The following is a 25,861-nucleotide window of genomic DNA, read 5'->3' as shown; positions in this document are numbered from 1 at the left end:
CGTTATTTTTCGTTCTTACAAAAGCCGTTCGTAGTTTTACCTGCGAACGGCTTTTCTTTTGCTTATGGAGCTTTGCTTTGCAACAAACAACCAACACAAATTAGAGGAAGTATCGGCCTGGCTAGGCGATGCATTTCAACTCAAAACGCTCAGCGATATTGGCTGCACCGATGAATTACCCGAAACGACGGGAACCATTCCCGGCAATTCGCGTCAAAAAGCTGACTATGTCTGGATTAACTTTGGAGTCTCCTGTTTTGCTGACGATTCAGGGCTCGAAGTAGAATCTCTGAATGGCGAGCCGGGTGTCGATAGTGCTTTTTACTCCGGCAGTCGTGATGCGGCAAATAATATTAAAAAGTTACTGACGAATTTAGAGGGAGAAACGAACCGAAAGGCACGATTCATTACCGTCTTTACGCTGCTCCTTCATGGCATCGAGCATCAATTTGAAGGAATTGTTGAAGGGCAGATCTTACTGGAACCGCGTGGTGCAGGCGGGTTTGGTTACGATCCTGTTTTTTTACCCGATGGCCATGACCGTACGTTTGCAGAAATGAGCATTCAGGAGAAGAATGCAATAAGCCATCGGTCGCGTGCGCTGACCAAGATGGTTGCCTATTTGAAAGAACAGGTATTTTCGTAGTCTGGCGATAGTTCAATATCATAAAAAAATGGCCCATAGACTGCCTATGGGCCATTTTTTTATGTAGTATTGAGCTATCGCTTATTAATAGAACTTAGCGCGACGATCTTCTACTTTAGCGGCTTCTTTGATAGCTTCGTTAATGTAGAATCCTGTACGCGATGTATTGTTCTGCTGAATCTGTGTTTTGTAGAGTGCATAATCCGCAACGGCCGGAGCAGGCGTTAACTGAGTCGTTTCTACCATTAACACACCACCCTCACCAGCGAACGGTTTCGAGCGTTTTCCTGGCTTAAGGCCAAATGCAGTACCTAATGCCACAGGATCAACTCCGGCACTACGCAGGAACCCGGTTGCCAGATTTACGTCTTCTACAGTTTCGACCAAAGCACCCGATCCGTATTTCTGAGCAATCGCTTCGAATGTACCGCTGGCATTGCCAAGCTTACTGATGATCTGCTGACCTTTGAGTTCATTCCGAACTTTGGCAGTCAACTCAGCCCGGTAATCCTCAACCTTTACTTCATCTTTATCGGTCTTGTTGGTCAGCACAGCGATTACGTATTGATCACCAACTTCAAACGGTTCGGATACCGAGTTGAGATCGGTTTTGTCATCGAATGCCCAGCGAACGATCGAACGGGCATCTGTTAGTGCATTGATGTTGCTGGCGTTTTCGGGAACTCGATCGGCAGTAGCAACAACAATCGATTTATCTTCCTTCACTTTGGCCTCAAACGCTTCTTTGGTACGCACGTCAGCAGCGAACTGATCAGCCTTACGTAAGGCTTCGTCGCGTGTTGTCTGGCTTGGTGCGATCGTTTTCCCAATACCAGCAATGCGATAAAGCACATCGGTCTTAGGCTGCGTTACTTTAATAATGTGATAACCGAAATCGGTTTCAATGATACGGGGAATCAGGCCAGCGGATGTTGTCCCAAAAACAGCTGCTTCAAAGGGCTTCACCATTTGGCCGTTGTTTTTAAAATAGCCCAGGTCGCCACCATTCTGAGCCGATCCGTCAGCACTGTTGGTCTGAGCCAAAGCTTCGAAGCTTGCACCGCCCTGAATCTGCTTCAGAATACCCTCCGCTCTCCGGCGGGCATCAGCCTTAGCCGAATCGGTTTGAGCCGTTGCACGAATCAGAATGTGGCTGGCACGAGCCGTAAAGCTGGTATCTTTCTTGGTACCGCCATACTTGTAAATGAAGTATGTATTTCCTTCACGGAATGGGCCGTAAATACCGCCCGGCGAGAATGTCGGAATCGACGAACGAAGCTGTTCCGGCATTTCGCCGGCTGTTATGTATAGCGGCACCCGAACATCGCTGTTCTGAAGCGCAAAGGCAGAATCATTTTGCGCAGCGCCAAGACCGCGAGCCAGCGATTTGATCTGATTGTAAAGCGTGGCACTGTCTTCTTTTGACGGAGCCACCGAGAACGTTACATACTGAAGCGAGCGGGTGTTGGCACCTGGGTACTCGTCTTTATGCTTGTTCAGGTAATCCTGCAATTGTGAATCCGTTACCTTCACCGTCGTATCGTTGATGGTATAGTAGGGAACGAACAGGAGTTTCACATCTGCTTTCGAATTTTGAGCCTGATATTCTTTCTGCGCTTCGGCCGTTGTGGCAAACACTGACAGACGCATCAGACTCTCGTATTTCTCACGCAACCGATCTGAACTCAGATTTTTTTCAAAGCTTGCCCAGGCCGCCTGTTGTTGCGGAGGCAGGTTTTTTAACCCTTTCAGGTAATTGATTATAGTGCTTTTATCGAATACGCCCGTCTGGGGGTTCGTAAATGCCTGCCGAACGGCTGGGCTGATGTTATTACCCTGTACCATGTCTACCAGTTCTTCGGGCGACACTTTCAGGCCGAGCTTATCGAACTCTTTCTGATAGGCAATTTCAAACAGCAACTGGTTCCAGGCTTGCTCGCGGAGCTGGCCCATATCCTGTTCAGCAGGAGCACGGCCCGTTTGTTGCTCAAATTGCGCCCGAAGTTCGTCTACCTTGGCATTGAATTCTTGATAATCAATGGATTGGCCAGCAATTTCGCCAACCTTCTGTTGGTTTCCGCCGAACAGCAAACTACGGCCGCCGAGCAAATCCCCCCCACAATGAACAGAATCAGGCTGACGGCGATAATGCCTACGGCCAGTCCTGAACGTTCTCTGATCTTGTTAATGACAGACATTTCGCTTTATACGTACAATTTAGCCCGCAAAATAACAATTTTCCCCGCTGGAATACAAGCGGATTAGACACTAGTTAGTAGACATTACCTGCTGAATGTCTGCAAATAGCGCACCTTCTGCTTTCAGTACGGCAAAACGGGCAAATAATTCTTCCCGATACCATTGCCGTTGTCGTGTTAGCTGAACTATTTCTTTGTGACCACTCTGGCGATAGGCGTATTGTTCGATAGCCGCTGAACTACGCCAGATGCTGATCGTACATTGATGAACAAGTGGTACTTCTCCTATACCAATGCCAAACAATAGGTTATCCTGGTGATCGTGAAGCCGTTGACGAGCCTGTGGTACGTGTCGCCAGAAATCCAGCAAGGCATATGAATGAATAGTAGCCCGCGTGAGAACGGCTACCGGAGATTCAGGTAAATGACCCGGCGCAAAGGCTTGTGAAATCGGCAGAAATGGATTTTGGCCATTCCATAAGCCATGTGTACGCTGGGGCCGAAGGTAAAGTGTCCCCGAGTGAGCAACTCCCGCTTGGAGAAGTTGGTAGGTATGCGTTTGCGAAAATACGTCAGCGAAGGTGTCGTTCTCCCAAACGGCTAAAAAAACGTACGTTGAAAAATCGGGAACCAGACCAAAATTTTTCCCACTACCCATTAGCTTGCTGAACAGCAATCCATCTTCCCGAGCTGTTTTCATCAGGAAACGGCCCATGTTGGCAAACGCCTGAAATCGGGCAAGCGGTCGATAGTGAAAAACTGTGACCGTAATAACCGGTGATGACATAAGCATACAAACGCCTATAACTCCTACATGTTTTCTTTAGCAGAGAGAGCAACTTCTTTATGAAGCAGCCACAAAAAAATTAGGCAGGGGAGTCATCTCAAAAGGAGCACACAATAACCTGATAAGCTTCCGTAGAAAAATCACCACATAATTCCACAATAAAAAATGCCGACCACATTTGTGAACCGGCATTTTTTATTGTCATTCTATTATGCAAAGTCGGTCCGCAAAGTACCATTTGGTGGTTAATTAAACCCAAGGTATAGACCGTGACACGACTCTTTTTGCAAGCACTTAATTTTTGTCTTTATCCAGTTTATCCCCAGCCTTATCAAAAGCATCGCCTATTTCACGGCCAGCGCGTTTAAAACCAACTTTAATGTCTTTCCAGGCATCAGCTGACGCGTTTTTTGCCTTGTCGATATCGTTTCCTAACTCTTTACGTTCAACTTCAAGCCTGGCCAGTTGCTCTTTGGATTCTTCCTTTGCTTTTGCACCCTGGCGTTTCATATCCGCACGAATCTCATCAATTTTGGCGTCTATCTTCTCTTTCTGAACATTCATTTTAGCCACAGCCTCATCGCGTTCGCGTTTAAAATCGGCTGCTGCTTCGTCTTTTTTCTCGTCGGCCTTTTCAGCCGCATCTTTCAAATCTTCCTTCGCGTCGGCAGTAGCCTCTTTGGTATCCGCTTCAATCGCATCTCCCGTTTTTTCTAATGCGTCCTCAGTACGTGACTCTTTTTTACCATCCGAGCCACAGGCCTGTAGAAGGGCCAGCGACGCAATCAGCATAATTGTGCCAGCAATGTGTTTGAGTTGGGTTAAACCCAGTTGAGACTTTTTCATAACGATTTCGTGTAGTTTGATTGTCACAAACCGGATTGGCAAATGACGTGCCAGAAAAGAAAGGTAGTAGGAGGCAGAGAGCCCTACAAGACCAATGAAACGTACGTTCTTGCACTTATTAATTCTTCCATTTAATCGCGCAACCAATCGGCTTGGTCAATGGCGACTGAACAGGACGACCCGCTAGTAGACTGGTAACTGCCTCCTCAACGTACCGGCGTTGCACATTACCTCCATCCTGCGGGCTGTCGTCGATTGTACCGATGTATTCGAGAATAAATTGCCCACCTGTCTGTTTTAGAACAAACACTTCCGGCGTTCGGGTAGCTCCGAACGCTCGGGCAACGCTCTGCGTTTCGTCCATCGTGTAGGCATAAGAGTAGCCCTTATCGCGGGCGCGGTTCTTCATATTCTCAAATGAATCATCTTCATAGGCAGTCGGGTCATTGGGCATAATAGCCAGTACCGGATAACCCTGTGCAGCAAATTTTCGGTCTAACGCAATGAGTCGATCTTCGTACGCCTTCGAAAAAGGGCAGTGGTTGCTGGAAAAAACAACGATTAGTCCTTTTTGCGAGCGATAATCGCCAAGTGATATGGTTCGGCTATCGATATTCTTTAGTCGAAAGTCGGCTACCGCATCGCCAATGGTATAGCCTTTGGGTAACTGGGCGAATGTTTCGACCGATGCTCCCAAAGTTAGCCACAGTACTAGAGACAGGCGTAACCAACGGTTCATGATTAGTGGTTCTTTTAGCATTTGTCAGTTAGATCACGAATTCAGCCAAAAGATTAACCGGATGATTCCGAGGTGGAGCTTGCTTTCCCGCTGACAATCGTTTGTTGCCCAAATCTAACGAACCAACGAATAGTTCGTGTAACCAACACTTAATAATTTAACTAATAATAAGATTTGGAAAAGCTTACTCCATTATTTCCATTCGTAGATGTTCGTTGATAACGCGGTACATTAACATCAATATAAACTGGAGTACATCCTATTTTGAGTCGAGCGATCAGGATTAAATCAATTTATTGTCGGTTTAGATTCGATTACTTCTGACCTGGTACAGCAACCGTACGCTCAATAATTTTCAGGAAACATGTTATAAAATTTGCTCACTAAACAGTGTTCATTAAGTTTGCATCGTTAATATATTTCTCAATGGGCATTACAGAACGGAAAGAACGAGAGCGAGAGGAAATGCGTAAGCTAATTCTGGATGGAGCCCAAAAACTCTTTCTGGCGAATGGTTATGAGAAAGTCAGTATCCGAAACATTGCCGACGAAATCGAGTATAGCCCAGCTACCATTTATCTGTACTATAAAGACAAAAATGAATTGTTGTTTGCCCTGCACCAGCGTGGCTTCGTCAAAATGGTTTCTGAATTTCAGCCATTGCTACTGCTGAGCGACCCATTTGAGAAACTGGTTGGCATGGGGCGCTCTTATATCCGATTTGCTGTCGAAAACCCGGAACTCTTCGATCTGATGTTTATCATGACAGCCCCAATGGATAAACTGGATAAAGAAGATTGGGTTGAGGGTGATCAGGCATTTGGCCTCCTGATGCAGGTTGTTCAGGAGTGTATGGATACGGGTATTTTCCAGCAACACAATGTGCAGGCAACCTCTATGATGATCTGGAGTTCCATTCACGGCTATACGGCTTTGTTTCTGCGCAAGCGGCTGGGTATGTTTCCAGAATGCGACCGGCAACTGATCATGGACGATGCGTTCAATCTGTTTTGTGACACATTACGGCGGGGCTTATAAACAGCAAAAGCCGTAAATTTTTTTACTCATATGCTAAACACTGTTTATTAACTTATAGATGATCATGAAACTCATTCTCAGACGTATTCGCTATCTGGGGTTCTTGTTTCCCTTATCACTGATAGCCCAGCCCGTTCCGTCGACAGTTCTGGAAACGTATATTCGAGAAGGCCTGGCTAATAACCTGGCTCTTCGGCAGGAGTCGCTCGAAATCAACCGCGTCACCGAATCGCTCAATCAGGCGAAGTCGTTATTTTACCCTCGTGTTGCCTTCAATCCAACGTATTCCTTAGCAGCTGGTGGCCGTCGGCTGGAGTTTCCGGTCGGCGATTTGCTCAATCCGGCTTATAAAACACTTAATCAACTTACGGGTTCCGACCGTTTCCCGACAAACATCGAGAACGTCAATCAATTACTCGCTCCCAACAACTTTCATGACACAAAAATTAGTGTCAACTACGCTCTATTCAATACCGATATTCAATATAATTACCTCATCCAGAAAGAGTTAGTATCGGCTCAGGAAGCCCGAAAGCGGGTGGTCGAAAACGAACTACGGTACAACATTGCCACTGCCTATTACCAATACCTGCAAACGCTCGATGCCATTCAGATTTTCGAAAATTCGCATAAAGTGCTTCAGGAGCTGACGCGACTAAATGAAAAACTGGTAAGCAACAACGTGGCGACCCGAGAAGTCGTTACTTCGGCCCGCTATGAGATCAGTAAAGTCGATCAGCAATTGGCGGTAGCTGAAAAAAACCGCGAAACGGCACGCGCTTACTTCAATTTTCTGCTTAACCGCGACCTGACGGCGGCAATTGAGATCGATTCGTCGCTTGTAAAAATTCTCCCGGAGTCGAAAGAGAACCTTACCGATCTACAGCAAACGGCGCTACACGGGCGGCAGGAACTGGCTCAGTTAGGGGGTTCCTTGCGAGCTGCTCAGACGGCCGTGCGGCTCAATGAAGCCAATGCCAAAATACCGAATGTGTACATTGGCGGCAATACAGGGTTTCAGGGTTTTGGCTACTCGTTTCAGAATCAGGCCTATGTAGTTGCTCAGTTGGGTTTACAGTGGGACTTGTTTCGGGGCTATGAAAAGCGCTCGAAAATCCAGCAGGCAAAAATCCAGACAAACGCCCTTCAAACCCGACTGGCAGAAGTACAACGCCAGATCCAGCTACAGGTTTTACAGGCCTACTACGATCTGGATGCCGCTACCCAAAGTCTGGCAGCTACCCAAAGTGGGATGCTCAATGCCGACCAGACGTTTCGGGTTATCGACAGCAAGTATCGAAATGGGCAAGCTTTGCTCATTGAATTTTTACGCTATCAGAACGACCGATTGACGGCACAGTTTCAGCATTCAGTGGCTCGCATGGACGTACTCGTGAAGCGGGCCGCGCTCGACCGGGCGGTAGCCGTACAGTGATGTGAGCCTGCTTATCCATTTCTAAACTGAGTTACGATGATACCCGCTTCGTTAAATGCGCTGGTCCTGTTCCTGATTTGTGGTATTCATATTTATTGGGGATTAGGTGGTCGCTGGGGCCTACGGTCAGCCGTACCTGAGCGCAATGGAACAAAAACCCTGCAACCTGGGCCGTTCTCTACGCTGGCGGTGGCTATCATTTTTGGCTGCATGGCCTTATTTTATCTATACAAAATTGGCCGGCTCCCGGTTGCGGATTCACTCATTCCGGACTGGCTCAATCGATACGGGCTCTGGCTCCTGACGGGCATTTTTTTACTGCGGGCAGTCGGCGATTTTCGCTATGTCGGCTTTTTCAAACGCGTTCGAAACAGCCGATTTGCCTATCTGGACACCCGGATTTACTCTCCCCTGTGTCTTCTGCTGAGCATTAACACCTTTCTGCTTATCGCATTTTCCGTAAAATCATGAAAACACTACACATCTTCCTATCCTTCTCACTAACTGTTGCACTGTGGGCGTGTGGCAGTAAAGCCGAGCAAAAACCGGCTGGAACGCCCCTGACCGAAACGACAGCCGACGATGCGGTCGTTCCAATCAAACTTACGCCGGTAAGTACAGTCGTACGGGCCGAACCAGTGGTGGCTTCGGGATTGGTTTCATCAGCTCAGGAAGCCAGAATGTCTTTTAAAGTTGGGGGAATCATCGATCGGATGTTTGTGGAAGAAGGCCAGAGCGTTCGTAAAGGGCAATTGCTGGCCACACTCGATCTGACCGAAATCAATGCCCAGGTGAGCCAGGCACAGTACGCTAACGAAAAAGCAGAACGCGACCTTGGCCGGGTTAAAAGCCTGTATGCCGATACAGCAGCCACACTCGAGCAACTTCAGAACGCAACGACAGGCACAAACGTAGCGAAGCAGAACCTGACTATTGCACAGTTTAACCGCAACTACGCTCAAATCCGCTCAACAGTGGATGGAACGGTAACCCGAAAAATCACCAATGCCGGTGAATATATCGCTCCCGGCGGCTCGGTCTACCTGATTTCGTCAAGCCGCCCGAATGATTGGGTCGTGCGCGTTGGTGTATCGGATAAAGACTGGGCACGGCTTCGGCTGGGCAATAAGGCAAGTATCACGCTGGATGCCTACCCCGGCAAAACATTCAGCGGCACCATTAGTGAGCTTGCTCAGGCCGCCGATCCTGTCAATAAACTTTATGAAGTGGAAGTACACATCAGTCCTGCCGGGGCCAGGTTCGCTCCCGGACTCTTCGCCAAAGTAACGCTCGTCCCAGCACAAAGCAGGAGTTACGTTGTCGTGCCGGTTGAAGCCATTGTTGAAGGAAACGGCAAAGATGGCTTTGTGTATGTGCTAGCTGATGGTCACCAGGGCGCGGGGCCGTTTCACGTCCGCAAAACACCCGTTCAGGTTGGCTTTCTGGACGGCGATAAGGTGCTATTGACAAACGGGCTTACGGGTGTAAAAGAGGTTGTGACCGCCGGATCGGCCTATTTGACGGAAGAATCAAGCGTAGTTGTGAAATAACCATTTAAGAAAACGCAGGGCTGGCGAACGGACACACACGGAAATCACCGTAAAGTCCTTCGATCCTCTGTGTTCAGAAAAAGCTATGAACCTATCCGAATTTTCTGTCAAAAACTGGCAGTTCATGCTGGTGCTGTTTCTCGGCGTGGCTGCACTTGGCATCAACTCGCTGCTGAACATGCCTCGGGGCGAAGATCCTGAATTTACGGCACCCAGTTTTGCCGTAGCGGTCATTTACCCCGGCACCGACGCACTCGACATGGAGAAACTCGTTGTCGACCCCGGCGAAGCCCGATTCAATGCGCTTGAGAACATGAACCATGTCATTACCAATGTGGATGATGGCCTGGCCGTATTTCGGCTTGAATACGATTATAGTGTCGATCCGGACGAAAAATACCAGGAAATTATCCGGGAAGTAAATGCATTGAAAGCTGAATTACCGACCGATATCTACCGGATCGACATCAAAAAATTCTCACCGACCGACGTAAATATCGTTCAGGTGGCCCTCCTGTCGGAAGTGGCTTCATCAAAAGAGTTGGGTGAATATGCGGATAAACTGAAAGAGGAATTTGAGAAAATAAAGAATCTCAAAAATGCCGAAGACTGGGGCTATCCAGCCTCGGTTGTCCGCGTGGCGCTGAACATCGAAAAAATGGCCCAAAATGGCGTGGCTGTCAATCGTGTATTGGGAGCCTTACAAGCCGAAAACCTGAATATTCCAGGAGGAAGTATTCAGGCCGGGACGCGTAAATTTAACGTCAAAACAGCGGGTGACTACCGGTCGCTTGACGAAATTCGAAATACCATTGTTTCGACTAACGGCCAGAAAATTATCTACCTCCGTGATGTTGCCGACGTTGATTTTACCTACGAAGACGAAAGCCACATTACCCGACTGAACGGCCACCGGGCGGTTCTGGTTACGGCGGGCCAAAAAATCGGTGAGAATATCGCGAAGGTCGGTGAACAGTTGAACCCGATCATTGATCGATTTGCGAAAACGCTGCCACCACACATCAGTCTCGTTAAAAATTTCGACCAGACGGTTAGCGTCAATAAGCGGCTCGATCACTTTGTTCAGGATTTTGCGCTGGCTATCCTTCTCGTTTCGCTGACATTGCTCCCGTTAGGCTTCCGGGCTGCAGTGGTCGTCATGATCTCGATTCCCCTATCACTGTCCATTGGGCTGGCCGGGCTGGATTTTCTGGGATTCAGTATCAATCAGTTAAGTATTGTGGGGCTAATTGTTGCCCTGGGCATTCTGGTCGATGACTCCATTGTTGTCGTCGAAAACATTGAGCGTTACCTGCGTGAGGGCTATTCGAAACGGGAAGCCGCTATCAAAGCAACCCGTCAGATCACACTGGCGGTTATTGGCTGTACGGTAACGTTGATTCTGGCATTTTTACCGCTCCTGTTTCTTCCTGAAGCCTCCGGCGACTTCATCCGATCATTGCCGATGGCCGTTGTCACAACCATTCTGGCATCCTTGCTGGTTTCGCTGACAATTGTCCCATTCCTGTCGAGTCGAATCCTGAAAGAAGAGCACAATTCAGAAGGGAACATTTTCATGCGTGCCCTCAAGCGGTTAATCAGTGGCTCGTATAGTCGTCTGCTTCACTGGGGCCTCCGCCACCCGGTTGTAACGCTACTTTTTGCGGGTGTTTTATTTACAGGAGCTCTGTATATGTTCAAAATTGTGGGGTTTGGCCTGTTTCCAGCCTCCGAAAAACCTCAATTTCTGATCAATGTCGAAACGCCGGATGGGACCAGCCTATCGGAAACGGATCGCGTTGCCCGTTACGTAGAAGGCGAATTGAAACGGGAACATGATGTAAAATATGTTACGACGAATGTAGGACGCGGTCAACCCCGTATCTATTACAACATCGTTCAACGGAACGAATCGCCGAACTACGCCCAGTTTTATGTGCAATTGGTCGATATGGAGCCCGCCGAAAAGCGAGTTATGATCGATAAGCTTCGCGAGCGTTTCAAGCTCTATCCAAACGCCAAAATTGAGGTTAAAGATTTTGAGCAGGGTCCGGATCAGGAAGCTCCGGTCGCAATTCGGGTATTCGGCGAAAACCTGGATACGCTAAAGGTAATGGCATCGCGGGTTGAAACGGCATTCAAAAAAACGCCGGGTCTGATCTACGTGAACAATCCATTGGCTAACCAGAAAACCGACCTGCGCGTACGCATCAACAAAGAAAAGGCAGGGTTATTAGGAATTTCAATTGCTGATGTGAATCGCACGATTCGGCTTGCTGTTGCGGGGCTTAACGTTGGAACGTTCAAAGAACCCAATGGCGACGATTATACCATCAATGTAACATTGCCGAAAGGGAAAGTAGCGGACCAGCGCGTTCTCAGCGACCTGTATGTTAACACGTTAACCGGCTCTGCCGTACCCTTGCGGCAAATCGCCGACCTCGAATTCGAAAGCAGTACGAATCAGATCCGTCACTACGATAAAGACCGGTACGTTACGATTACGGGCTTTGTCAAAACGGGCTATTTGGTTGATAACGTATTCAATGACGTGCTCTCGAAGCTGGACAAAATGAAATTTCCCACAGGCTTCAGCTACCAGACTGCTGGTGAACTGGAGAGTCGCGCCAAATCATTTGGGGGCCTGGGCACCATTATTCTCATCACTATTTTCGGCTTTATTGCGGTTCTGGTGCTGGAATTTGGCACGTTTAAAAGTACGTTGATTGTGTTATCAGTGATTCCATTAGGAATTATCGGTGCGGTGCTGGCCCTCTATTTCACGGGTAATCCCTTTTCGTTTGTAGCCGTTATTGGGCTGATCGCGCTGATTGGCATTGAGGTCAAAAACTCCATTCTACTCGTCGATTTTACCAATCAACTCCGTCAGGAAGGAATGCCACTGATTGAAGCCATTGAACACGCTGGGGAAGTGCGTTTTGTGCCAATTGTTCTTACTTCGCTTACGGCGATTGGCGGCCTGATGCCACTGGCACTCGAAGGGAATCCGCTCTACTCACCCCTGGCATGGGTCCTGATTGGTGGTCTGATTTCCAGCACATTATTATCGCGTGTAGTGACACCCGTGCTGTATAAGCTGCTGCCGCCGAGCGTACAGGCCAAAACCGTAGCGGCCAGCGAACAGGAAGCTGTATTGGTGTAAAAACCTAGCCACCGGATCGTATTGAATCTGGTGGCTAAGTTTCTATTTAATCGCTATCGCACGACAACTTTCTGAATAAGCCGCCTGCCATTCAGCTCTGCCCGGAGCAGGTAAATTCCCGGAGCGAGGGGTTGAATGGGTTTCAATAAGATGGAGCCGTCGGATTGTGTGTCCGTTTCCAGAGGAAGTTCATGCCCTGCCAGAGTTGTCAGGTGAAACGTAGCCTTGGCCATATTGCGCATGGTTACTCGAATCATCTGCCCATCAATTGGATTTCCCAGCACTTCCATTGATGGCGTAAATTCATCCATAACCACCGCGACAATTTTGGAGTTTGACGCCTGACCATCCCTGTCAATTTGCTTTAAGCGGTAATAGTTAGCTCCGTCCAAAGGTCGTTGATCTGTGAAGCCGTAATAATGATGTTGGTCAGTAGTTCCTTTAGCCGCGATTTGGCCAAATGTTATAAACTCGCCCAGATCGTTACTACGTTGAACCTCGAACCAATCGGCATTACGTTCCTGCGCTGTCTCCCAACTAATCTGAACCTGATCACCCTGAGGCTTAGCAGAAAAGGAAACGAGCGAAACGGGGAGAGCCTGACCGTTAAGCTGAATTTGGTCCAACCGTAACGTTCCATTACTGGAAGCCGGACTACAGCCATAAATGCGAAAGATTATCTCCGACGTTTGATTAGTAAAATTATCCCCACTGAGTGTAATTGAGGCTATTTGGTAGTTTTCCGAGACAGTTTGTGAATAAATGTCGCTATTAAATCCATCGACACTCGATCTAACCGTAAGTTGTTGAGGCCCTTCTGATGAACGGGAACATGCAAACGATAAGGATGTAAGGGTAATTCGAGCCGTTCCTTGAGGCTGTATCGAAAATTGGGCGTACTTACTCTGATCACAACTCGTTGTTGACCAATGCTGTAGGCTAACCCCCAGCCCAGAATAACCCGACTGGTATCCGCCGAATAGCTTGTTGACACCTACATAGCTAACACTAGAAACACCAACCCGGCTATCTGACGAGGCTCCGATATCCGTATTTTCGAAACTCCAGATTGCGGTAAAAGGCGTTTGCTGAGCTTTCGCAAGCTGTGATACCAGAAGTAAAATAAGTGCGAACGATAGTTTCATAGCCAGATGTGGTCGAACAAGTGTCACTAACACCTGCAATCTAGCTACTTATCTCGTTTTCACAAGAGAATCAATACAAAAAAGTACCCTGTTCAGATTTTATAGTGACTTTCTTGCCCGAATAAGCCTCTACATGCCCAATGACCTGAGCGTCAATGCCAAACGATCTGGCTATATCGATAACCTGCTGAGCCAGGTTTTCGGGCAGGTATACTTCCAGCCGATGCCCCATATTAAAGACTTTATACATCTCCTGCCAACTCGTACCACTCTCCTGCTGAATCAGTTGGAATAAAGGTGGCACGGGAAACAGATTGTCTTTTATAACGTGCAGGTCATCAATAAAATGAAGTACTTTCGTCTGCGCTCCGCCGGAACAATGCACCATGCCGTGGATTTGCGAACGTAGCTCATCGAGTAAAGCTTTGGCAACCGGAGCATAAGTACGAGTTGGCGAAAGTATCAGCTGGCCAACCGTTACATTTTCGCCAGAACCAACGGCAATTTCGTCAGTCAGTTTTTTCGAACCGCTGTAAATAAGACTGCGATCAATAGCGGGATCAAAGCTCTCAGGATATTTGTCGGCGAGATAATGGGCCAGCACATCATGCCGGGCGGACGTAAGGCCGTTGCTGCCCATTCCTCCGTTATAGGTTGTTTCGTAAGTTGACTGGCCAAATGAAGCCAGTCCAACAAGAACGTCACCCGCCTGAATGCGGTCGTTGCTGATCACCTGATCGCGTCGCATCCGGGCAATGACCGTACTATCGACAATGACCGTACGAACCAGATCGCCCACATCGGCCGTTTCGCCACCGGTGCTGTAAATCTCTATGCCATAATCACGGAGCATCTGCAACACCTCCTCTGTTCCGTTGATAATTTCGGCGATCACCTCACCGGGGATCAGGTTTTTGTTACGTCCGATAGTAGACGACAGCAACATGGGGCCCGTTGCCCCAACGCAGATCAGATCGTCGGTATTCATCACGACGGCGTCCTGCGCAATGCCCCGCCAGACGCTTAGATCACCCGTTTCGCGCCAGTACAGATAGGCCAGAGACGATTTTGTTCCGGCCCCATCAGCGTGCATAATGGTGCAGTAATCCGGGTCACCAGCCAGTGTATCGGGTACGATTTTACAAAACGCCTTGGGAAATAAGCCTTTATCGAGTTGGGCTATAGCGTTGTGAACATCTTCTTTGCTGGCGGAAACTCCGCGCTGGGCATAACGATCAGTCATGCCGCAAAGGTAAGGACGAAGGCGGAAAGAGTAGAGCGATGGAATGGAGAAAAAACCATTATCCCCCTTTTGCATCGCTCTCGGTTACTGAATCAGGACTGTCGCCCGGCCCTCGCCCCAGACCCGCACCACGGTTAACCAGGACACTCAAAAATAACTGTGGCACGAGTCTGGGCCGAAGGCTGGGCGAATAACTTGTTAATAAACAATGGCAGCTTCGGCCCGAATCGCATCCAGTAATGTCATCAGATTAACGCTGTCATCCAGCGACCAGACGGGGCTTTCTGTCCGACCTTCGGCCAGGCATTGCATAACGTGTTGCGCTTCATAATCATAGCCGTGCGTATTCCGGTCGAAGTCAAAATCGGTTGGGTCCTGACCTTCAAGATGAAGCGTAATCCCTTTCGCTTCATGAAAACGGCTATGAATTCGAATCTGGCCTGATTCTCCCTGTATGATGCCTACGCAATCGGTTTTCGCCTGCAATGTGCTATCTAACAAAGCAAGCTGGCCATCATCGTAGGTCAGCACCATGCCACATTGCTCATCGACGCCGGTTGTTCCAAAAATGGCCGATGCTTTGATTGTTGCTGGTTTGCCCAACATCAGGTATGACAAAAACAGCGGATAGATCCCAATATCCATCAACGCTCCTCCCCCCAGTGCCTTGTTAAACAATCGTCCATCCGGAGAAAAGGGTGCCTTAAAACCAAAGTCTGCTTTTACCGACACAATCTTACCAATGGCACCCGATTGAGCCAGCTCATGCGCCCGGACAATCCCAGGCATGAACCGACTCCAGAGTGCTTCCATCAGGAATACTTTCCCGGAGCGGGCGGTGTCAACCATTTCCTTCACCTGTTTACCATCCATCGCAAACGGCTTTTCACCGAGTACGGCCACACCACCTTTCAGGAGCATCATGGCATTCTCATGGTGCTGCGTATGTGGGGTGGCCACATAAACCACATCCAGATCGGGTAAGGTTAGCAGGTCTTCATACGAACCAAAGGCATGAGTAGCTCCGTACTGCTGCGCAAATTCGTCGGCACGTTGTTGATTGGAAGAAGCGACGGCATACAGTTGCGCGTCGGGCAGTGTCAGCAAGTCCTGCACGAACTTATGGGCGATACGGCCCGGTCCTAAAATTCCCCAGCGGGTCATATGGATACCTGATTGAGTGAAGGGCAATTCAATAAATAGGCCAGTCGACCATCGGTCAAATCTATAGTTTTTTCCTAAGTTGCGGGCATTACCATCTCAACATCTCGTGAAAACCGCTCAATTTTTTGCTTTAACGATTGTCCTTCTTTTTTTTCATTCCCGCGTGTTTGCCCAGATTGTGGAGCAACCCGATCCGCTACGACCCTCTACGCCAGACTCCATCAAAACGACAAAAGCGGATTCGAGCCAGGTAGCAACCAGCAGCCAGGATTCAACCCAGGCACAACAAGCTGCACCACCTACGCCTACGTTTCGGTATCGCTTTACCGCCGATGGCACCCTTACATCCGGCAATGTCAACCGGGCTTTATTGCAGCTGACAAGTGCGATCGATTATCAGCTCAGTGACTATTTTAAATTGTCGAGTAATCCGTCATTCGTTTATGGGAAGCAAAATGGTCTCCTGGCCGAACGCGAATGGTTCGGCGATTTACGAACGACTTTACGCCACGAAAAACGATTGTATTATCTGGCCTTTGGCTCGTATGAGCGAAGTAATCTGCGACAGATCAATCATCGCTGGACTGTTGCGGCCGGAGCTGGCTTTAAGTTGCTCAATCGCAAACGAGCCTACATTTCGCTTACGGATGTTTTAATGCAGGAATATACCGACTTTCAGGAGCTGAACGACATCAACATTTTCCGTAATTCGGCCCGGCTTTATGGCGAATATACCTTTGATAAGGATCGCTGGACCGTTACGCACACGGCTTTTTATCAACCCGCTTTGGGGCAGTACAACATCCGATGGAATGCCAGTGTAAGCGTTCAGGTAAAATTAACGACAACCACCAGCCTGCGTACGACGCTTGCGAATGCGTATGAAAGCCTGATTGTGCCCGGCCGTCAGAATAACGACCTGCGATTTACAATAGGATTGGTCTATGAAAAAAAGTAGAGCGACAATACATTGCCGCTCTGGTTAACTGGTTTCGATAAAATTACTGCTTCTCGGGGAATGGAATGATGAGTCGTTCACCCCGCGTAGCAATGTCTTTTTCTTTCTTATTGGCCCGCATGATGGCTTCTTTACTGACGCCATATTTTTGCGCAACAACCCGCAATACGTCACCAGGGCCAACCGTATGAACAGCCATCACTTTTACGTTTAACTTCGTAATACCGGCTTTAACATCGCTTTCCGATACGCCGGGGTTCATATCTTTTAGTGTACTAACTTTCATGTTGTAGCGATTGGCTACTCCGTAAAAGGTTTCTCCGGCACCAACTGTATACGAACTGGAAACACCACCGGGTTTTATTTTTGGTCGGGTCACGGCTGGTTTTTCGGCAACGACTTCTTCTTTGGGTTTCTCGGCTTTAGGCTTTTCCTCTTTCGGTTTTTCTTCCTTTGGCTTCTCTTCTTTTTTGGCTACCTCCGGCTTTTCATCAGCAGGCTTCACAGCAGTCGCTTTTTCGTTCGGACCGGGCTTCCCGTCGGTGGTTTCCCGATTACCTTCCGCTACTTCTTCCGCCTGTGCATTGGCTTCAGGAGCATCGGCGGGCGGAGTCGCCTGCGACAGGTCGACCGGGGCTGGCTGCGACGACGTATCTACCTCTTCCGGTGCCATCAACATCTCACCGTTGTCCTGATTTACAGGCTGTTGCGACAACGTATCGAGTGCTACATTCGTCAGTTCGTCAGACCCATTGGTATCGTCGGAAATGTACTCATAGCCCACATAAAGCAAAGCCGCAATCAACCCGACCAGCACAATGAGCGTAAGGGCAGGCAGACTGGAATTTCCGGTCGGACGGGAGTTTGTCGTTTGATTATCGGTTTCCATTGAGTATATGGGTATAGGTTAGGGGCGGGCCGCCGGTGCGATGGTTAGCTGTCGACTCATCTCGGCCACTTTTTCTTTCAACTCCTCTTTGAACTGCGTCAGCTTTTGAGAAACCCGTTCATCAGCGCTTCCAATAATTTGCGCGGCCAGAATACCCGCATTACGGGCACCATCCAGCGCCATCGTTGCAACCGGGACACCAGCAGGCATCTGTAAAATAGACAGGACAGAATCCCAGCCGTCGATTGAATTGCTTGATTTGACGGGAACCCCGATTACGGGCAAGGTTGTCAGCGAAGCAACCATGCCGGGCAGATGAGCAGCGCCACCGGCACCGGCAATAATAACCCGCAAGCCCCGGTCACGGGCCGTTTTCGCATACTCGACCATTTTTTCGGGGGTGCGATGGGCCGAAACAATATCCATTTCCCAAGCAACACCCAACGTTGTTAACATGTCGGCGGCCTCCTGCATGACTTTACGGTCAGAGAGGCTACCCATAATAATGCCTACCATTCAGTGGAATACAAATTGACTCTTTGCGAAATAACGCAGTTTAGAGCAGACTTTTATGGAAAGACCGGTAAAATATTATTCTGGAAGTAAAGTTAGTGCTACCTAGCCCATAGACCTCTACAATTGACCTATCTATACAATCTTCAGCGACTCGAACTTCCGGCCCAGAATTGTCACATCATCCGTACCCAGATAGTCACGGAGCAGAGTTGCATAAATCTGGCGAAAATCGACAGAGTAGGTCAGATCACCGTCGGTTAAGGCCGTTAGGTTGGGGGCTTCGTTCAGCACCCGACGCGAAGGCATTCCTCCGCCAATCAGAAATACATTGTTAGCCGTTCCATGATCCGTACCATTGCTGGCATTCTGTTTTACCCGCCGACCAAATTCCGAGAATGTCATCAGCAATACGTCATTTTGCCGATTGGCGGCCTTCAGGTCCGTCATAAACGCGCCTACGGCTTCGGCATATTGACCCAGCAATCGCTCCTGCTGCCCCGGCTGGTTGATGTGTGTATCGAAACCACTGATTGAGATGTAATAGACGCTCGTTTCAACACCAGACTGAATGAATTGAGAAACGGTTTTGAGTCGATTACCCAGTTCATGATTGGGATAGGTCGTTGAGGAAGTCTGTATTTTTGCCTTATCATAGACGTATTCTGCCGAAGAAACCGTTTCAGCGAGCGTTTTATACAGGTACGACACGGATTCGTGCTCGTCGTGATGCGCCTGACCCAGCTTCGTAACCAGACCACTCCGAGTCTGATTGTACAGCTTTTTCGGGTCTAAGACAGCCATTCCGTTCAGATTATTCCCTTTCAGAGCAAGGCTCAGCGTATCGTCTACCTCAATGGTACGGAACGGTTGCTGCGTTTTCCCGGCACAGGCCGCATCCAGATAACGGCCAATCCAACCCGTATGCAGATACTGATCTGAATCGCTGGCTGTTTGCCAGATATCCATCGAGCGAAAGTGCGAACGGTCGGGATTTGGGTAGCCGACATTGTTGATCACCGTCACCAATCCTTCATCATAGAGAGCTTTCAACGAACCCATGGCCGGATGCAGGCCAATTTCGTCGTTTAAGGGCAATACTTTTTCGGGCCGGATGGCAATGGTAGGCCGCTCGCGGTAATAAATATCATTACGGAACGGTATGACTGTATTGAGGCCATCGTTTCCGCCCGATAGCTGCACGATCACCAGAATTTTACCCGTCGAGCCAGGCAGTTGCCCCATTGCCTGCGTTTCGTAGGCTTTCAGAAAATGCGGAATCAATAAGGTTCCCGCCGTTGTCAGGGCCGATTGTTGGAGGAAGTCTCTGCGGTTCATAATTTCTAAAGAGTGCAAGAGCGAATGAATGAAAGAACGAAACGAGAAAAGCTAGTACTGAGCTACCAGACCTTTCACTCTTTCATTCGTTCGCTCTTTAACAAAGTTGATATTCCGGCAAGCTCATCAGGGCTGTCGTCAATGCGTGGATGCGTTCGGGGCGGGTTTGAGCAGCCTTTAGCTGCGTTTCAATTAATGTCCGCTGTTCGGTGTTGAGCGGAAACGGTAACAATGCAGCCGCAATGGCATCGGTGAGGTCGGCATCCGTGGTCTTATAAAAGGCGGTTTCAAAGTCCTCCCAATTCGCTTTTACCTGAAAACGCTGACCACCCTTTCGGGCCAGGAGTTGTGTATTTACATCGCCATCTTCTTTAGACCGAACGGTCACCTCAGCGGCTTTCAGAACATAGCTCGGCAATTGCATCCGGAAAAGTAAACTTGACGAATCGATCCAGTTTCTGCCACCTGCCCACCCAGCCACATTCGGCGGATAAAACAGGATCTGACCTAATGTTCGCTGGACAAAAATCTGCGTTTGGGGCTGCTCGAATGTCAGACCGAGCGCATGACGCATTCCGACCAGCAATTCCACCGGTGATTTGATATGGGTGCCGATGTTTTTAGCCTCGTAGAACCAGTCAGACGTAAACATGCTTTCCATCAGTCCGGCAATGTCGTATCCGCTTTTATAGAACTGATCGGCCAACTCCTCGACCCGATTTTTATCGTCCGTTTCATTGACGAAAAACCGGTAGATTTTGCCCGTTACAAACCGCGCCGTCTGCTTATTTTCCAGCAGCATGGCAATCACGTCTTCCCCTTTGAAGGCACCTGTTTTACTAAAAATGGCCTTTTCGCCTTCGTCGTGAACGCGTTCCCGGAAAACAAACTGTCCCTCTGGCGTAAACTGCCAACCCGTAAACGCCCGTGCGGCTTCCTTAATATCATGTTCCGAATAGTTGCCTCGCCCCAGCGTGAACAGCTCCATCACCTCGCGGGCAAAATTCTCATTCGGGGCATTCTTCCGATTCTGCTGGTTGTTGAGAAATTGCAGCATGGCCGGTTCTTTCGAAACCGCCATCAGCAAATCACCGAAGCGACCAAGGGCGTTCTGCCGGATCGTATTGGCGTATTGCTGCATAAACAGCGGATTCTGACCCATTGTCCGGCAGGCGAAATGGCCATGCCAGAACAAGGCCATCTTTTCCCGAAAAGCGCCCTTTCCCGACGCCATCTGGTCAAGCCACTGGAGGTTAAGATCACGGACTTTTTCGGCATTCATCCGGATACGCTCCCTGAGCATGTCCCGATCAAGCTGGCCATTACGCATCAGCCCTCGTAACGCCCGCTTCGTTGTGTTTTCGTCGGGTTCAACGACCTTCAGTGCCGTAAACGATTCGCTATCCTTGATGAGCTGGCGTACCACTTTCCGGAGTGGTTTCCGAGCCGCGTCATTGAGTTCGCCGGGGGTAGCACCGAAGCCAGCCCGCGCAAACAGGTAACGGGTTTGTTGCAGTCTTGTCAGTTTGTCCATATGCCTTGCTCGCTGGCGATGCGGGTATGACAAACGAATCGAGTTAGCGTTTAATAATGAGGGAATTAAATTTTGCTGATAATGCGTGATGTTATCGCTTGGGGGCCGTTCATCAGGGCTAAATCCATCCTCTCTAACACACTTTTTGATAAAATTAGAGGAAATTCCGTTTTATTGAATCTGTGCAAAAGCTACCTGCTTAGCTTCTATAAATGGAGGATGGTCTTCTTAGCTATATGCCCAAATGGGGAATATAAGCACCAAAACCCCTAGAAGTATTTTACTAAATGGCTGATTATTCATATTTATTCTTTCCGAATGTTATTTCTTATTGATTTGTGCAAATCGCTTATTCTGGTAAGCGTAAAGTAAAGCTCCAAGCCAACTTAAAAATTACAAATGTCACCTAAAACGCAACTATTATAATTTGCTTACAAACTATAATTTATTATTTAATAAGCCTGTAAATAATTATTCTAAAAATTGGCATAATCAATGCTTGGAGATAAGCTGTCACCTTAACACCCGGGAAGTATGATTAAAAAACTAGTCAACCGACCTTATGTACAATACCTCCGCAACGGAATAGCCCTATTTCTCGTATCTACCATGTACCTTCGTTAGTCGACCTATCCGGTTCGGCAGTTTCATATGCAACGATTTTTACAGCTACTGTCGGGGTTGCTTTTATTCCTGACAACTACAGTTCTTACGGCTCAACCATTACCTCAATATACAGCGCAGCAACGAGCCAGCCAGCAGGCTCTTCAGAAGACGCTTACGGAATTTCAAGCCAGTAATTACCAGCAGGCCCTAACTCTGTCCCGCCGTCTGAACCGCCCAATCGAACAGCGGCATGCTGATGGTACAGTGTCTGTGTTGCGGGGCATTACGGAGCGTGGTGAATTGCTGTATGATAGGGCGTATAGTACCACTCGAGCGGGCCAGACTACCCGCACCAATGCGCTTTATGGAGGTGGGGGACTGGGGGTATCATTATCAGGAGAAACCCTTCAGGATAAGCTTGCCTTTTGGGATGGGGGCAAAGTGCGTAGTACCCATATTGAGTTCAAAACGGGGCGGGTTGCTCAGATCGATAACGCCAGTACGCTCGATGTACATGCCACTCATGTTGCAGGCATCATGGTAGCTGCGGGTGTCAACCCACAAGTACGCGGTATGGCCTACAGTACCAATCTACGAGCTTATGATTTTGCGAGAGGAAGTGACACTCCGGAAATGAGTGCCGCTGCGCCTAATCTCCTTGTCTCCAATCACTCCTATGGCGCAGTTGCAGGCTGGAATTATAATGACACTCGAATAACAAATATTAAATGGGAATGGTATGGAGATACAACAATTAATAAAACAGAAGATTACAAGTTTGGCCTTTATAGTAGTATTACTGCTTCATGGGATAGGATTGCCGTTAATTCACCGAATTATTTGATTGTAAAAGCGGCAGGAAATAGTAGAGGAGATAATGGCCCAGGCGATGGTCAACCTTACTATATACGCAGTAGTGATACAATTAGCACTACCCCTCGAGCTAGTCAGAATGGTTATGATTTAATAAGTACCTATGGAACAGCGAAGAATATTCTAACTGTGGCCGCTGTAAGTTACCTGACCAATGGCTACAACCAGCCTTCCGACGTTTCCTTAGCCGATTTCAGTAGCTGGGGCCCAACGGATGATGGTCGTATAAAGCCTGACATTTCGGGTGTAGGTGTGTCGGTGCTATCGACAAGCTCCGATAGCGATAGTGCTTATACAACATTGAGCGGCACATCGATGTCGTCGCCCAATGTAGCCGGGTCGATCTTGCTATTGCAGGAATTGTTTTCGCAGCGGAATAATGGGCGCTTTCTTCGTTCATCGACCCTCAAAGGGCTGGTTATTCATACCGCCAATGAAGCAGGACCAGCGCCCGGACCCGATTATCGCTTCGGCTGGGGATTGCTGAACATGGAAAAGGCTGGGCGAGTCATTCTGAACGCCGATCAAAGCCATCTGCTCGACGAGCGTACGATCAGTCAGGGCGAAACCTATTCTCTAACCGTAGTCGCATCGGGGCGTGGGCCACTCGTAGCAACCACCTGCTGGACCGATCCGGCCGGCACAGCCAGTTCCAGCCTGAACGATCGGACAATTAAACTCGTCAATGATCTTGATCTCCGCATTAGCGATGGGAAAACGACCTCGCAGCCGTGGGTGCTAGACCCAGCGAATCCGGCCAATGCGGCCACTCAGGGCGATAACATCCGCGACAATGTGGAGCAGATTCTGATTGCCAATCCCGTACCGGGCAAATCATACACACTAACGGTTACGCACAAAGGCACGTTAAATGGCAGTAAGCAGGATTATGCGCTGCTCATCAGCGGTATTGGCGGAAAAACGTATTGCGCATCCGCACCCACCTCAACGGCTGATACCAAAATCAGTCGGGTACAATTTGGGAGCATCAATCAGGCTGGTTCGGACGGATGTACGTCCTACACGGATTTTTCACAGGTAAAGACTTCCATTCAGGCCGGTCAGCAGGTTCCGCTGACGGTGTCGCTCGGCACGTGCGGGGGAGCGAAAAATGCCATCGTGAAAGCATTTATCGACTGGAATCAGAATGGCAGTTTCGATGATGCGGGCGAAACCGTCGCTACGTCAACTCTGCTGAATAATACAACCCAGTTTATCACAACGATTACCGTTCCGGCCAGTGCACAAAGTGGTCAGATTCTGCGGTTACGCATTGTGGCGAGCGAAACCGATAATGCAGCCAATGTTCTTTCCTGTGGCAATTATACCAATGGTGAGACCCAGGATTACGGGCTCAACGTCGTACGAACCGCCAATGATCTGAGTGCTGTAGAGATGATCTCGCCTGACGTTAATTTCTGCTCGAACAGCGACCTGATCATTGCCATTCGGATTCGTAATCTCGGAACGGCCGTTCAACGCAATGTGCCCGTAACCGTACGAATCTACGATCCCGGCGTTGCCGATGTAGCAACCTTAACCGGAACCATTCAACAAATCGGCGCTTTTCGGGATAGCATCCTGACCTTTCAGGTACCGGCCAGCACGCCATTGATGGCCGGTCACACCTACCGCTTCATCATTAACACGAACCTGGATGGTGATCAAAATCCGGATAACAATTTACTAACCGAAACCCGTACCACGGCCTCTAACCCCACGAACGGTCTGTTTACTGCCCTACGCTGTGGCAACGATACCGCCATTGCGTTGCACAACACGGGCGGAGGTGTGGCCTTCTGGTACGACGCACCAACTGGCGGCAATTTACTGGCGGCTGGCAATCAGACATCCGCTCCGTCTTTGCCAGCCGGTGGTCTGTTTTATGCTTCTCTGAATGAATTTTCTACCGTTATCGGTCCTGCTAATAAACAAGCCTTTGGTGGTGGCAGCTATGCCGGAAATTTTGGTCCGGCTCCGCTTATTACAACGAAAGTGCCACTGATGCTCGAAAGTGCCCGGCTTTACATCGCCAGTGCAGGTCAACTAACGTTTACCGTTCGTAAATACGATAATACGGCTATTTCGAGTGTAACGCTCGATGTGGCTCCAACGCGAAATAAAAGCCTGACCGCGACCGTGAATGGGCAACTTGTCGATGACCCGAATGATCAGGGAGCCGTTTACCCGCTTAACTTACGAATTCCCGAATCCGGTGATTACCAGATAACCATCGATTATGCTGGTGGCGCGTCTATATTCCGGAGTAATGTTGGTGTTGGTGGCTTTCCGTATCAGGTTAAAACGCAATCAGGAGCACCGATTGTCAGCATTAAAGGCTCGTTGTATAACAGCGGGACAACGATCGATACGCTTAAAAATGCCTGGTATTATTTTTACAACCTCAAAGTTCGTTCGCTCGATTGTCCGTCGGCCCAGCGAACACCCGTTACATCAACGACCGGAATTGCCGCAACAGCCAGCATTACACCCAATGGCTCGACCAGTATCTGTCAGGGAAGCAGTGTAACACTACAGGCGGCTACCGGCGTAGGCTACACATTCCAGTGGTTACGCAACGGACAAACGATTTCTGGCGCTACCAGCAGTACGGTTTTGGCATCGACAGCCGGAAATTATGCGGTGAAGGTAGCCAATGCGTGTTCGCCTGTACTGTCAAACGCGATACCCGTATCGATTCAAACGCCCCAGACACCGGTCATTACTGTAAATAGCTTCACCTTAACGTCCAATGCGACAACCAATATTCAATGGTTACTCGATGGCGTTCCCATTACGGGAGCAACGAGTTCAACATATGTAGCTGGAAAAACGGGTCGTTATTCGGTGCGGGGGAATGTGAATGGTTGCGGAGCGGCTACATCCAACGATGTTTATCTGGCAATTCTGGCTGCAGAACCCGTTGCAGAGGATAATAGTCTGTCTGTTTACCCAAATCCGGCTACCCGACAGGTAACGATTTCGTTGTCGTCGGCAACGGCATTTCAGCAGTTACCCGCCGTCCGGCTCACCGACATGCGTGGCCTGACACTCCGAACGGCTACGCTACAGCGTGACGGAAAAAATTATTCCATTCAGCTTGATGTAGCAGATTTGCCTGGCGGTATATTTTTTGTGGTTGTTTCAGATGAAAAAACTCAGAGCAACTGGGTGAAACGCATTTATAAACAGTAAC

The 25,861-nt window shown here is 48.8% G+C and carries 18 protein-coding genes and 1 pseudogene; 8 read left to right on the top strand and 11 right to left on the bottom strand.

The features are described 5' to 3' along the window. Positions 1-64 precede the first annotated feature (64 nt). Positions 65-646: an RdgB/HAM1 family non-canonical purine NTP pyrophosphatase gene (rdgB, locus tag G8759_RS03480; RefSeq protein WP_167205240.1), complete on the top strand. Its 582-nt coding sequence runs from the start codon at positions 65-67 to the stop codon at positions 644-646. An 84-nt stretch (positions 647-730) separates the two neighbouring features. Here the strand turns inward: rdgB and G8759_RS03475 are convergent. From G8759_RS03475 to G8759_RS03460, 4 genes and pseudogenes are all read right to left on the bottom strand, one after another. After that, a pseudogene (locus G8759_RS03475) lies at positions 731-2,844 on the bottom strand (peptidylprolyl isomerase). 70 nt (positions 2,845-2,914) lie between these two features. After that, the gene (locus G8759_RS03470) at positions 2,915-3,631 is read right to left on the bottom strand and encodes a DUF3291 domain-containing protein (RefSeq protein WP_167205238.1); all 717 of its coding nucleotides are present in this window, start codon (positions 3,629-3,631) and stop codon (positions 2,915-2,917) included. A 294-nt stretch (positions 3,632-3,925) separates the two neighbouring features. Then, positions 3,926-4,477 carry a sll1863 family stress response protein gene (locus tag G8759_RS03465; protein WP_167205236.1) on the bottom strand — a complete coding sequence of 184 codons (552 nt, stop codon included), beginning with the start codon at positions 4,475-4,477 and terminating at the stop codon, positions 3,926-3,928. Between the two features lie 118 nt (positions 4,478-4,595). Further along, the gene (locus tag G8759_RS03460) at positions 4,596-5,216 is read right to left on the bottom strand and encodes a thioredoxin family protein (protein ID WP_167205234.1); all 621 of its coding nucleotides are present in this window, start codon (positions 5,214-5,216) and stop codon (positions 4,596-4,598) included. Positions 5,217-5,642: 426 nt separating this feature from the next. Between G8759_RS03460 and G8759_RS03455 the strand changes: the two genes are divergently transcribed. The 5 genes from G8759_RS03455 to G8759_RS03435 all read left to right on the top strand — a co-directional run bounded on the left by G8759_RS03455 (position 5,643) and on the right by G8759_RS03435 (position 12,402). Next, complete coding sequence (locus G8759_RS03455) at positions 5,643-6,254, top strand: TetR/AcrR family transcriptional regulator (protein ID WP_167205232.1); 612 nt, start codon at positions 5,643-5,645, stop codon at positions 6,252-6,254. A gap of 64 nt (positions 6,255-6,318) precedes the next feature. Then, positions 6,319-7,689, top strand: coding sequence for a TolC family protein (locus tag G8759_RS03450; RefSeq protein WP_167205229.1), 1,371 nt, complete (start codon positions 6,319-6,321; stop codon positions 7,687-7,689). Positions 7,690-7,725: 36 nt separating this feature from the next. Beyond that, a complete protein-coding gene (locus G8759_RS03445) occupies positions 7,726-8,160 on the top strand; it encodes a DUF3995 domain-containing protein (RefSeq protein ID WP_167205227.1) in 435 nt (144 codons plus the stop codon). After that, the gene (locus tag G8759_RS03440) at positions 8,157-9,239 is read left to right on the top strand and encodes an efflux RND transporter periplasmic adaptor subunit (RefSeq protein WP_167205225.1); all 1,083 of its coding nucleotides are present in this window, start codon (positions 8,157-8,159) and stop codon (positions 9,237-9,239) included. The genes G8759_RS03445 and G8759_RS03440 overlap by 4 nt, the downstream gene beginning before the upstream one ends. An 85-nt stretch (positions 9,240-9,324) precedes the next feature. Beyond that, positions 9,325-12,402 (top strand): efflux RND transporter permease subunit, encoded by a 3,078-nt coding sequence (locus G8759_RS03435; RefSeq protein WP_167205223.1) that lies wholly within the window; start codon positions 9,325-9,327, stop codon positions 12,400-12,402. Positions 12,403-12,455: 53 nt separating this feature from the next. On the opposite strand, the gene G8759_RS03430 is transcribed toward G8759_RS03435, so the two are convergent. The 3 genes from G8759_RS03430 to G8759_RS03420 all read right to left on the bottom strand — a co-directional run bounded on the left by G8759_RS03430 (position 12,456) and on the right by G8759_RS03420 (position 15,954). Further along, positions 12,456-13,547 carry a T9SS type A sorting domain-containing protein gene (locus G8759_RS03430; RefSeq protein WP_167205221.1) on the bottom strand — a complete coding sequence of 364 codons (1,092 nt, stop codon included), beginning with the start codon at positions 13,545-13,547 and terminating at the stop codon, positions 12,456-12,458. Positions 13,548-13,617: 70 nt separating this feature from the next. Next, positions 13,618-14,790, bottom strand: coding sequence for an AIR synthase-related protein (locus G8759_RS03425; protein WP_167205219.1), 1,173 nt, complete (start codon positions 14,788-14,790; stop codon positions 13,618-13,620). Positions 14,791-14,988: 198 nt separating this feature from the next. Next, entirely contained in the window at positions 14,989-15,954 is a 966-nt protein-coding gene (locus G8759_RS03420) for a Gfo/Idh/MocA family protein (RefSeq protein ID WP_167205217.1), read from the bottom strand. Between the two features lie 106 nt (positions 15,955-16,060). Between G8759_RS03420 and G8759_RS03415 the strand changes: the two genes are divergently transcribed. Beyond that, positions 16,061-16,912, top strand: a complete 852-nt coding sequence (locus tag G8759_RS03415) for a DUF481 domain-containing protein (RefSeq protein WP_232074120.1) — start codon at positions 16,061-16,063, stop codon at positions 16,910-16,912. A 43-nt stretch (positions 16,913-16,955) separates the two neighbouring features. Here the strand turns inward: G8759_RS03415 and G8759_RS03410 are convergent, their stop codons facing one another. The 4 genes from G8759_RS03410 to G8759_RS03395 all read right to left on the bottom strand — a co-directional run bounded on the left by G8759_RS03410 (position 16,956) and on the right by G8759_RS03395 (position 21,186). After that, positions 16,956-17,801, bottom strand: a complete 846-nt coding sequence (locus G8759_RS03410) for a LysM peptidoglycan-binding domain-containing protein (protein ID WP_167205215.1) — start codon at positions 17,799-17,801, stop codon at positions 16,956-16,958. An 18-nt stretch (positions 17,802-17,819) separates the two neighbouring features. Further along, entirely contained in the window at positions 17,820-18,317 is a 498-nt protein-coding gene (gene purE / locus G8759_RS03405; RefSeq protein ID WP_167205213.1) for a 5-(carboxyamino)imidazole ribonucleotide mutase, read from the bottom strand. A gap of 132 nt (positions 18,318-18,449) precedes the next feature. Next, positions 18,450-19,652: a DUF1501 domain-containing protein gene (locus tag G8759_RS03400; RefSeq protein ID WP_167205211.1), complete on the bottom strand. Its 1,203-nt coding sequence runs from the start codon at positions 19,650-19,652 to the stop codon at positions 18,450-18,452. A gap of 97 nt (positions 19,653-19,749) precedes the next feature. Then, complete coding sequence (locus G8759_RS03395; protein ID WP_167205209.1) at positions 19,750-21,186, bottom strand: DUF1800 domain-containing protein; 1,437 nt, start codon at positions 21,184-21,186, stop codon at positions 19,750-19,752. Positions 21,187-21,837: 651 nt separating this feature from the next. On the opposite strand from G8759_RS03395, the gene G8759_RS03390 reads away from it, so the two are divergent. Then, a complete protein-coding gene (locus G8759_RS03390; RefSeq protein ID WP_167205207.1) occupies positions 21,838-25,860 on the top strand; it encodes a S8 family serine peptidase in 4,023 nt (1,340 codons plus the stop codon). Position 25,861 lies beyond the last annotated feature (1 nt).

The organism is Spirosoma aureum (assembly GCF_011604685.1).
GTDB classification, from domain to species: Bacteria; Bacteroidota; Bacteroidia; order Cytophagales; family Spirosomataceae; genus Spirosoma; species Spirosoma aureum.
This window is presented reverse-complemented; position numbering and strand designations above follow the sequence as displayed.